Here is a 12,249-nt window from a genome sequence, read left to right as displayed (position 1 = left end):
TTCTTTTAGTGTTACATATCTCATAATGAGATAAATATATTAAATTTTTTACATATCCACAATAAAATACGACATTATTTTATTCTTATTACTTATTACTTACTATTTTTCTTTTATATTAATACGTTATCAAAACTATTCTTCATATTTCAGCACATAAAAAAGGGACTGTTCCGAAGAACAATCCCTTTTCAAACAACTAACTAAAACCAACTATTTAATAATTATTTTGAAGTAAAACACCTTGTGATAATTGTACCTGAGAATAAGGAATTGGCATAATTTCATTTTTATTTTCTACAAAACCAAGAGGACCTAAGACAGCCTTGGCTCTACCAGTGCGAATCAAATCTTGAAAACGTAAGCCTTCACCTGCTAGTTCTACTCTTCTTTCGTGATAGATTGCATCGCGCAAGGCATCACCATTCAGTGTTGGTATTAAATCTGGAACTACTGTAATAGGCTGCGTTCCTCTTGCTCTTTTTCTTACCTTGTTTACATAAATTACAGCTGTTGGAGCATCGTCTTTGTAAATGGCTTCGGCATACATCAAATATGCATCTGCTAATCGAATCAATCGAATATTATTGGCGCTGTTTCCATTACCTCCAGTTGTAGGTTTTGAATAATTGCTATAGGGAGCCCATGAATATTTCTTGTTATACCATTCAGTTCCATAACCACCAGCAACATTATAGAAAGAGGCTGTAATTCTAGGGTCATTTATTTCAAATTCGCTTCTCAAATTAGGTTGAATTTGTCCAAAACCTATTCCTCCTTTAGTTCTAGGCGTCATCATACTAGATATCCATGTTCCTAAAAAATTAGAATTCGAAGACATATTAATTTCCAAAACAGAACCTGAATTCCACTCTCCCTCTTGTCTAAAAATAGTAGCATAATCAGTCAAAACATAAGGTAAAGCAAACAATTGGTCTCCATATGTTTTCACTTGATCCATTTTATTTTGATATAATGAAACACGCATCATCAACCCCAATGCAGCGCCTTTGTCTGCATGACCTAAATAGGTTGCGGGTTTTGTAAAACGAGAAGGTAAATCCAAAATCGCTGCCTTCAAATCACTCTCTATAAAAGTATAAATAGTCTCTTTTGTAGCACGAGGAATATTATAGTCTCCTTCTTTTAAAACGGTATCAATTAACGGAACTCCACCAAAGGTGGTTACCAAATAGTAATAATAATATGCTCTTAGAAAATGAGCTTCAGCTAAAATTTCTTTCTTCCTAACTGCATCTGTAAAAACAATATCAGGTACTTTATTCAACACCAAATTGGTATAAAAAACACCTTTGAAATTTACTTTCCAAATGGCTTCGCAAGCTTGATTAGAAGTTGTAAGACTGTAATTTTCTTTTTCAAATAATTGAGGTCCATCGTTGGTTCTAGCCCCACCTTTTAATAAATCATCAGTTCCTATATCTCCAAATAATAAATTGCAGGCAGTTGATGCTAAAAAATTTTCTCTACCAAACTGTTCTCTCATTGGAGAATATGCCCCTGTAATTCCTTGCTCTGCATCAACTGCTGTCTTATAAAAATTAGCTACTTCGGGAGTACCATATACACCCACATCTAAATAATCTTTATCACAAGATGCCGAAACAAGAATTAGTATTACTGAACTTAATTTTACATTCCTTTTAAATATATTGTATAATTTCATCGTTGTTTCTTTTTAAAAATTAATATCTAATCCTAAGGAAATAGTTCTTGTAGATGGGTATCTTCCTCTGTCAATCCCCATATCCAATGGATTATTGAAATTGTTATCTGTACCTACTTCAGGGTCTAAACCATCATACTTCGTAAAGGTTAAAACATTTTGAGCTGCCACATAAATACGAAGATTATCAACGGCTACTTTCTCAACAATTGATTTTGGTACTGTATATCCCAATTGAATATTTTTCAGTCTCAAATAAGAACCGTCTTTAACAAATCTGCTTGATTGTTGCGAATTAATACCGTTATTATCAAATGTAGCTCTAGGCATTGAATTTGACGTTCCTTCTCCTGTCCATCTATTCAACATATTCGTATTCAAATTTGTACCTAAGTCACTTTCTAAATAATATAAACTTGCATTAAAAATTTTATTCCCTTGGCTACCTTGAAAAAAGGCTGATAAATCAAACTGCTTATAATTTAAATCTATGTTGAAACCATAAGTAAATTTAGGAAATGGAGAACCTATAAAAGTTTTATCTTTATCATCCAAAACACCATCTTGATTAATATCTCTATATTTTACATCTCCTGGCTTAGTGTTTGCAAAAACTGTACTTTTATCTATTTCGTTTTGATTTTGAAAAATTCCAATCATTTCGTATCCATAAAACGAAGCTAAAGGTTGCCCTACTTCAGTTCTACCAATATTACTAAATCCTTGTGCTGGTCCAGATTGTATTATACTTCCTTGTCCTGTTAGTGCAGTAACCTTGTTCTTAATAAAAGAAATATTACCTCCAACGTTAAAAGAAAAATCTTTGATTACTTTTCTGTAGTTTGCAGTAAGTTCTAACCCCTTATTCTCTATATTTCCTGCATTAGTAAAGGGATCATTTTGATATCCTGCTGTAAGTAAAATTGGTGCAGCAATTAACATATCAGAAGTGTTTTTGATAAAATAATCAGCCGTAAGAGTAATCGAGTTATTCAGTAACCCTACATCTAGACCTAAGTTTTTGGTCACTGTCGTTTCCCATTTCAAATTGGTATTTCCTGGAATTAAAGGTACTACTCCTGTAGATGTTGCTTCATCAGTACCATATAGATAATTGGTTCCAATGTTAAGTGTATTGTAGGTAGCTGAATTTGGAATATTTTGATTACCTGTCTCTCCCCACCCTAAACGAAACTTTAACTGACTTATTTGTTTAACGTGAAAGAAGTTTTCTTTATGGATATTCCATGCTCCTGCTACAGATGGAAACTTCGCCCATCTATTTTGGGCTCCAAAACGTGAAGAACCATCAACTCTATACGTTCCTGTCAATAAATAACGATCATCATAATTATAGTTTAGTCTTCCAAAAAATGACAGTAATTTGGAGTTATTAATATCTCCATCGTTTTTGGATGTTGAAACATCTCCTGAGCCCAATGTAGGATTTGCTACACTCTGTGGAATACCTGTTCTTTGGGTATTCACATTATTAGAGTTCAAATCTTGTATTTCTTGTCCCAACAAAGCATTAATGCTATGTTTTTTGCCAATCATTTTATTATAGTTTAATGTATTAGATAATATCAATACTCTATTCTCAGAACGATTCAAAGTATAAGTGCTTGTTGTTGCATTATAATTAGGCCCTACATTGAATAGAGGAACAAAATTATCAACTTTTGTATTGTTTATTTGAAGTCCAAAATTTGACTTAAAAGTAAGTCCTTTCAAAAGGTTGGCCTCTACAAAAACATTACCTAAAAAGCTTTCTTTAACCTGAGGAGTTTTTCCAAATTTAACAGAACCTTTAGGGTTAGTAGCAGATGAATACATTGGTACTCCATAAGTTCCGTCAGCATTAAAAATGGGAGTTACGGGATCAATTAAATACCCCACAAATGCAGATCTGAACCATGGATTTTGCCCGTATTCTGGAACAGATATTGTTTTGGCATTTGAATATTGTATGTTGTGACCCAATTTAATTTTAGAAGTTAATTGATACGTATTATTTACTCTAAAATTAGTTCTTTTATAGGATGACTCCTCAACGATACCTTTTTGATCGATATAACCAAAAGAGACATAATACGTAGACTTATCACTACCACCAGAGGCAGATAATTGATGACTTTGCATAATTCCTGTTTGGTAAACAGCATCTTTCCAATTATAAGACGTTAATGCTTCTGGGTTTAATAATGCTGGATCGACCGGTTTTCCGTCATTAGTTTTCCCTTCATTATATATAGTTGCCCATTGTGCTGCATTTAGCACATCCAAATTATCAATACGCTTTTGAATACCAGTGTAGGTTTTATATGAAATTGTAGTTTTATTTTTTGAGCCTCCGTTTGTAGTAATTAAAACCACTCCATTTGCTCCTCTAGACCCATAGATAGCAGTTGCCGAGGCATCTTTTAATACCTCCACTGATTTTGCATCAGCCATGTTAATACTTGAAATATCATTAATTGGCACACCATCTACAACATATAGAGGATCTGCATTATTCACAGTACCCGTTCCTCTTATACGTACAGTAGGAGTTGCTCCCGGTGTCCCAGATCCTTTAGATACGGTAACACCAGCGGCTCTACCTTGGATTGCTTGAGCAATAGATGTATTTTGTGTTTTATTTATATCTTCAGTACTTACAGATGATAATGAACCTGTTACGTCTGATTTTCGTATTGTTCCGTAACCAATTACAACAACCTCATCCAAGACTGCAGCATCACTTTTTAAGGATACATTGACTACTTTTTTTCCATTTATTGTAACCTCCGTTGTTTGCATTCCTAAATAGGAGAAAACTAAAATTTTATCCGTTGGAGTAATGGCTAATATATAATTTCCGTCTAAATCTGTTGTTGTACCATTTGTAGTCCCCTTTACCATAACGTTGACACCGGGTATTGGCATTCCATCTGTATCTTTGACGGTTCCTTTAATTTTATTTTGTTGTAATGCTTTAGTAGTAACCTCTGTTTGGTTGAAATTTTTACCTTTTTCAGAATAACTAGTAGCACTTTTGGCAACTACTGTTCCCATGCAAAAAATAGCAGTCAATTTGCATGTAAACTTCAATCTTGAAGATAGAAACGTAGTGGTTCTAAAACGAGTGGTTTGTTTCATAAATATTATATTTTTCAGGTTGTTTTTTGATAATCATTAGTGGTTTTAAATGTAGTGGCTCGATTGTTTTATTACTTCATTGGCATTGTATTTATTAAGTTATTTGTTCGATAAATGAATTTTATCCACGCAGTATAAAAACTAAACTGCCTTCTCACTATTATAATTAATTATTAAATTTAAATTTCTCTACTTTAACCTTGGATAAACGAACAACAAGGACCCTATTGATGCTGACTATTTTAAACATTGTTCTTACTTGAATTTTCATCAGTCATAGTGTGCATTGTGTATTACAAAACTAGATTCTTTCCATTCTTTTGCTTTACACATATGTTTTTTTGTCTAACACAGATGTACAAAATCTGTGGTTAAGTCTAAGTTTTTAAAAAAAGATGACGTAAAAAAAAAGGGACTGTTCCGAAGAACAATCCCTTTTAAAATAACCAAATTTTAACTAATCAATCACTAATAATTATTTTGAAGCAAGACCCCTTTTGATAAGGTTACTTGTGAATATGGTATTGGCATTACTTCATTTTTGCCAACAATAAAACCACGTGGTACGAGAATAGATTGAATCCTTCCTGTACGAATTAAATCGTGATAACGGTATCCTTCTCCTGCCAACTCTACTCTTCGTTCGTGATAAATAGCGTCACGCAGTGCAGTTCCGTTTAAGGTAAGGGGTAGATCTGGAACAACGGTAGCAGCAGCAGTACCTCTTGCACGTTTTCTAACCTTGTTTACATATGTTACAGCTGTTAGTGGATCTGTTAGGTAAACAGCTTCGGCATACATTAAATAAGCATCAGACAAGCGTAAAACTCGGATATTGTTGGCGCTATTATTTGTTCCACCAATTGTAGGGCTCGGGTAATTACTGAATGGTGCCCATGAATATTTTCGAATGTACCAACCAGTTCCATAAGCAGTAGGTTCATTCATTTTATAAAAGGAAGCCGCTTTTCTAGGATCATTCGCTTCAAATTCATTTAAAAGATCATCTGTTGCTTGCATAAATCCTCCTCCTCTTTTTGAACGAGGTGCAATGCGTTGTGTAATTCCTGTACCTAGTATACTTGCATTGGTTGCGAAGTTAATCTCATAAATAGACTCAGGACTCCACTCCCCTTCTTGTTGAAAAATGGTAGCATAATTTTGTAAAACATAAGGAATAGCAAATAACTGGTCTCCATAGGTTTTCACTTGATCCATTTTGTTTTGGTACAATGAAACACGCATCATCAATCCTAGAGCAGCACCAAGATCTGCATGGCCATAATAGGTTGTAGCATACGTAAAACGAGAAGGCAAATCAGCAATGGCTGCTTTCAAATCACTTTCGATAAATGTATAAGTATCCGCTTCGGTTGCACGAGGAATATTATATTCATCAGGTGCTTGCAATTTATCAATTAATGGCACACCTCCAAACGAGTTGACTAAATCAAAATAGTAATACGCTCTTAAAAAATGAGCTTCGGCTAAAATTGCTTTTTTACGATTGGCATCAGTAAAAGCAATATCAGATACTTTGTTCAAAATCAAATTTGCATATAGGATTCCTTTATAATTAGTCTCCCAAGTTTGCTCTATAGCAACATTATTTGTAGAAAGCGCATAACTTTCCTTTTCAAATAAAGGTAAATTATCATTCAATCTATTTCCTCCTTTGATAAAATCATCCGTACCTATATCACCTTGAATAATATCTGTACCCATTACTGCCCAGAAATTTTCTTTTCCATAAACTTCTCTCATTGGAGAATAAGCTGCGTTCAGAGCCTGTTCTGCATCTGCTGGTGTTTTATAAAAATTTTCTACTACAGGTGTTCCATATGATGGAATATCTAAGTAGTCTTTACTACACGAGACTGTCAATCCAGCCAGCGCAAGGGCAGAAAATGTTATGCTTTTTTTAATTATATTGTATGTATACATTGCTTTTACTTATTAAAAATTAATATCTAAACCTAAAGAAAATGATCGTACTGTAGGGTATCTACCTCTATCAATCCCAATATCCAATGGACTATTTTGAGAAGCATCAACTCCTAATTCTGGGTCAACACCATCGTATTTTGTAAAAGTCAAAAGGTTTTGGGCAGCAACATAAATTCGTAGGTTTTGTAACGAAATAGCATCTAGAACACTTTTTGTAAAAGTGTATCCCAGTTGTACATTCTTCAATCTCAAATAAGATCCATCTTTAACAAAACGACTAGATTGTAAATTATTATTACCTGCATTGGTAAAGGTAGCTCTAGGCACTGTGTTTGATGTTCCCTCACCAGTCCATCTTCCTAATACTGATGTACTCGAATTGGAAGCATAGTCACCTTCTAACCAGTAATCTGTTGTGTTAAATATTTTATTCCCTTGACTTCCTTGAAAGAAAGCTGTAAAATCAAACTGCTTGTAGGCTAAATCCAAATTAAGTCCATATGTAAATTTTGGAAATGGAGATCCGATATATGTACGGTCGTTATCTGTTATTTGTCCATCACCATCAACATCTTTGTATTTTACATCACCTGGTTTTGTATTTAATAATGATGGGCTATTATTAATTTCATTTTGGTTTTGAAAAATACCAAGCATTTGATATCCATAAAACGAAGCTAATGGATGTCCTACTTCAGTTCTTGAAATATTATAAAAATTGTTTCCATCACCAGTTTGAATAATACTTCCTTGAGAAGCTAAAGCAGTTACTTTATTACGAATAAATGAGATGTTCCCTCCTACGTTAAAAGAGAAGTTTTTGATTGTTTTTTTGTAATTTGCTGTTAATTCCAAACCTTTGTTCTGGATATTACCTGCATTTGTGTACGGGCTATTAGCATATCCCGAAGAAAATAAAATTGGGGTCGCCATTAACATATCTGAAGTATTTTTGATAAAATAATCAGCAGTAAATGTAATCGAGTTGTTTAAGAATCCCATATCAAGACCAACATTTGTAGTAATAGTAGTCTCCCATTTTAGGTTTGCATTTCCTGGTGTTAAAGGTGCAACCCCAAGTGCAGTCGATTCATCTGTTCCTACAATCGAATTTGTCCCAACATTTAAAGTATTATAAATTGCTGCATTAGGGATGTTTTGATTCCCTGTTTCTCCCCATCCTGCACGTACTTTAAACTGACTGATAGCATCTACTTTAAAAAAGTTTTCTTTGTGTACGTTCCAAGCACCTGCCAAAGATGGAAACTTTGCCCATCTGTTGTTTGCACCAAAACGAGATGAAGCATCCATTCTATAGGTCCCTGTAAGCAAGTACCTGTCAGCATAGTTGTAATTAAATCTTCCGAAGAAAGAAAGCAATTTCGACTGAGAAATAGATCCTCCATTGGTAGAAGAAGCAACATCTCCAGCACTTATGGTAGGTTGACCTACACTCGCCGGTATTGAATTTCTACTAGCATTAACATTGTTCTGATTGGCATTTTGAATTTCTTGCCCCAATAATGCAGTTATATAATGCTTTTTGGCAATTGTTTTATTATAATTTAAAGTATTTGATAATATAATAGAGCGATTATCGGTACGGCTCAAATTATAAGTACTTACAGGTGAGCTGAAAAGCGGCGAAACATAATATGGTGGTTTGAAATTATCAACTGAAGTATTATTAATCTGCAATCCAAAATTAGATCTGAAAGTAAGGTCTTTAATAATTTCTGCATCAACAAAAACACTTCCTAAAAAATTTTCTTTTTTCTCTGGTGTAACACCATATTGTGTTAAGCCAAGAGGATTAATAGGCTGTGCAGCATATTTAGGAATAGAATAACTTCCATCTGCATTATAAAAAGGGGTTACGGGATCTATAAAGAAACCACTAAAAGCTGCTTTTGCATTTGAGTTATTTCCATAAGAAGGAATAGATTGTGTATTTGAAACAGCATATTGAATGTTGTTTCCTATCTTGATCTTAGGAGTTATTTGATACGTATTGTTTATTCTAAAATTAGTCCTTTTGTAACTAGACTGATCGATAACACCTTTTTGATTGATGTATCCAAATCCAATATAGAAAGTTGTTTTTTCAGTACCACCAGAAGCAGATACTTGATGACTTTGAATACCTCCACCTCTATATGCAGCATTTTTCCAGTCGTAATTTGGTAATGTAGCAGGATTGGCTAGATTAGGATCAGCAGGATTTCCATCGTTTGCATTTGCTTCATTGTATAAAGTACCCCATTGCTGAGCATTTAATACATCTAGATTATCAACACGTTTGTCAAAACTAGTATACGTTTTATAACTAATTACTGTTTTTCCTTTTTTACCACCATTTGTTGTAATCAATACAACTCCATTGGCACCACGAGAACCATAGATTGCCGTTGCAGAAGCATCTTTTAAAACTTCAACCGATTTGGCGTCAGCCATGTTAACACTAGAAATATCGCTGATTGGCACACCATCAACTACATACAATGGATCGGCATTATTCACCGTACCTACACCCCTAATACGTACAGTTGGTGTTGCACCTGGTCCACCCGAACCTTTGGAAACTGTAACCCCAGCTGCACGACCTTGAATGGCTTGAGCAATAGATGTATTTTGAGTTTTGTTCATTTCATCTGTACTTACAGAAGACAAAGCCCCCGTCACATCTGATTTTCTTACTGTTCCATATCCTACTACTACCACTTCTTCTAACGCAGATGCATCACTTTTTAAAGATGCATTTACAACTGATTTTCCATTAATGGCTACTTCAGAAGATTTTAATCCTAAATAGGAGAAAACTAAAATTTTTGCGGTACTTGGAGCAGATATCACATATTTTCCATCAATATCTGTAGTGGTCCCAATTGTGGTTCCTTTTACCAGTACATTAACACCCGGTATTGGCATTCCATCTTCATCTTTTACTGTTCCTTTGATTGGATTTTGTTGCAAGGAATTGTTGGCAACTTCCGTTTGACTAAAATTGTCCACATTTGGAATGTAATTAGTTGCACTCTTGGCAACTACGGTCCCCATACAAAATATGGCTGTTAATTTCCAAGTCATTTTCAATCCTGTAGAAAGATATGAAGTGGTTCTAAAACGAGTAAATTGTTTCATAAAAAATTTTTTAGTTGTTTTTTTTTAGTTGGTTTATTATTCTTGGTTTTAACTATTTTCTAATTCATATTCTTTTTTTTAAGAGTTATTTAATTTTTATTTTATAGTTTATTCATTAAAAAATCATAAAAATAGCTATTGCTACTTTTTGTAAACAATAACCAAATAACATCGTTATCAAATCAATACTTAACATCCTCTATTCACTATATCAAAACCTAATTTTAAAAGAATGATAGAATGGTTTTATTAGTACATTCTTTTCGATTTCTACTCCTAATAGTGGTATTCCATTTGTCCTTTTACGATGGTATAATTTCAACTAGAAATTGAAAGTAACATTCGATTTTGCCAAAAAAGTATTAGACAAATTTATTTAAATACGACAGTTAGAATGTCGCTGTAGGTTATTTTAATGTATCCTATGGTTTTTTTCCTATATACAAAGCATAAAACAATGCTATTAATGAGATTTTTAGATTCAAAAAAAAACAAAATGACTAATTATAATAAGTATTTTATCAAAATTTAATCTTAAAAACTTTATTATACTAGTAGAACTAAGATTTGCTACTTCTATACCTACCCATAAAACGATATAGTAACAATAATTTAACGGTGTTTTTTTGGTATACAAATACAAACTAAAAAAAATATAACAGCAATTTACTTACAATTATTACTGTATTTATTTCCAATCAGAATTACTACCTGGCTATAAAATTAAAAATCACAAAAAAAACAAAGATCATAGATGATAAAAAAGGGACTGTCCCGAAGAACAATCCCTATCAAAATAACCAATTTTGAAATTATATCATTTTACCAATTAGGATTGGTATTCAATTCATTTTGAGGAATTGGAAAATAATCTTTAGAACTATCATAAAATTCTTTACCAACTTTATCACTGTTGGTCATTTCTTGCTGTAGTAATCCCCATCTTTTTAAATCATAAAAACGTTGACCTTCTCTAAAAAATTCGACCATTCTTTGATGTCTGATTTCACTCATCATATCATCCTTTGTTTTTCCTATAGTCAGAGGTACCAAGTTAGCCCTACTTCTAATTCTATTAATAAAAGGGTATGCTTCAGTGACCTTATTTTGCATCGTTAATGCCTCTGCTTGCAACAATAAAATGTCCGCAAAACGTAATGCTTTTTCATTAATTTCAGAAATTTTAATTCCTTCATTTTTATCTTTCCAATTTTGATATTTCTTTATCATTGAATTAAATCCAAATTGTAATGTAAATCCTGAAAAAGGTTTGGTATAAAATACTGCCCCTGGATAATTCCAAACAATAGAAGCATACATTCTTGGATCAAAATCATTTGTAATTGTTTTTTCTTTTTGAAACTCATCAAACATTTTATTTGTTGGAAAACCTTCAAACCAGCCCCCTACTTCAGCTGGTGCAAAAAACTGTCCTGAAACAGAACCTTGTGACTCCGTTGCATTTTCAGTCGGATTAAGATTCGTACCTCCAACATTTTGAAATTGAATTTCAAACAATGACTCCTTATTATTATCATACTCTTTCTCAAAATTCTGACTATAATTTACCAACAAGTCATATGCATAGGGAGCTATAGCATTTCCATTAGCATCAATAAGATTCGAAAACTCAGCTTGTGCTAACTCCCATTTTTTTTCATAAATATAGGCTTTACCCAAAAATCCTATTGCAGCCCCTTTGGTAGCTCTACCCACCCATTTTGAAGCATACGTTACAGGTAAACCATCTTTGGCATCTTTTAAATCATTTTCTATTTGAATCCAAACATCAGCCTGTGGGCTTTGTTTTATAAAATAGTCCTCTTTAGTTTTTGGCACAGAAGTTACAATTGCTACATCTCCAAAATTAATCACTAAATAAAAATAATTTAAGGCTCTTAAAAACTTTGCCTCTGCAATATAAGCCGCTTTACTTCCATCGTCTAAACCTTCAACACCTGGTACATTTTCAATAATTTGATTAGCTCTAAAGATTCCTTGATAAGCTCCTTGAAAAATATCGGTTACCTTACCATTTGTTGAAGCATTTACAAACGTAGAAAGCCTATACAAATCTGCAACATCATTCCTAATATAAAAATCGTCACCTCTTCCGTTTACTACTGGAATCCCTCCAGAATTCCAATAACCCGTGTTTTTACTTTTTAAAGTTTTATAGGTTGCTGCCAATCCTAATAGCACATCATTTTCCGTTTTCCAAAAATTCTCTTGCGTGATTACGTTTGGATTAATTTGCTCTAATTCATTTGTACAAGCTCCCAAAAGCATGACAAAGATTACTATAAATATATAATTTTTCATCTAGTACGTTT

5 protein-coding genes are annotated in these 12,249 nt (G+C 33.2%); all 5 read right to left on the bottom strand.

Features of this window, described 5'->3' with window-relative positions:
* Positions 1-217: 217 nt before the first annotated feature.
* Positions 218-1,687: a RagB/SusD family nutrient uptake outer membrane protein gene (locus M2326_RS05530; protein ID WP_264618557.1), complete on the bottom strand. Its 1,470-nt coding sequence runs from the start codon at positions 1,685-1,687 to the stop codon at positions 218-220.
* Between the two features lie 12 nt (positions 1,688-1,699).
* On the bottom strand, positions 1,700-4,828 hold the full coding sequence (locus M2326_RS05525) for a SusC/RagA family TonB-linked outer membrane protein (protein WP_264618556.1): 3,129 nt from the start codon (positions 4,826-4,828) through the stop codon (positions 1,700-1,702).
* Positions 4,829-5,296: 468 nt separating this feature from the next.
* A complete protein-coding gene (locus M2326_RS05520; RefSeq protein ID WP_264618555.1) occupies positions 5,297-6,772 on the bottom strand; it encodes a RagB/SusD family nutrient uptake outer membrane protein in 1,476 nt (491 codons plus the stop codon).
* Positions 6,773-6,784: 12 nt separating this feature from the next.
* Positions 6,785-9,916 (bottom strand): SusC/RagA family TonB-linked outer membrane protein, encoded by a 3,132-nt coding sequence (locus M2326_RS05515; protein WP_264618554.1) that lies wholly within the window; start codon positions 9,914-9,916, stop codon positions 6,785-6,787.
* An 822-nt stretch (positions 9,917-10,738) separates the two neighbouring features.
* On the bottom strand, positions 10,739-12,238 hold the full coding sequence (locus M2326_RS05510; RefSeq protein ID WP_264618553.1) for a RagB/SusD family nutrient uptake outer membrane protein: 1,500 nt from the start codon (positions 12,236-12,238) through the stop codon (positions 10,739-10,741).
* Between the last annotated feature and the right edge of the window lie 11 nt (positions 12,239-12,249).

Origin of the sequence: Flavobacterium psychraerolatum (assembly GCF_025960985.1) — a bacterium.
Classification (GTDB): domain Bacteria; phylum Bacteroidota; class Bacteroidia; order Flavobacteriales; family Flavobacteriaceae; genus Flavobacterium.
Note: the sequence above shows the minus strand (reverse complement) of the source record. Positions and strands in the feature narration are given on the sequence as shown.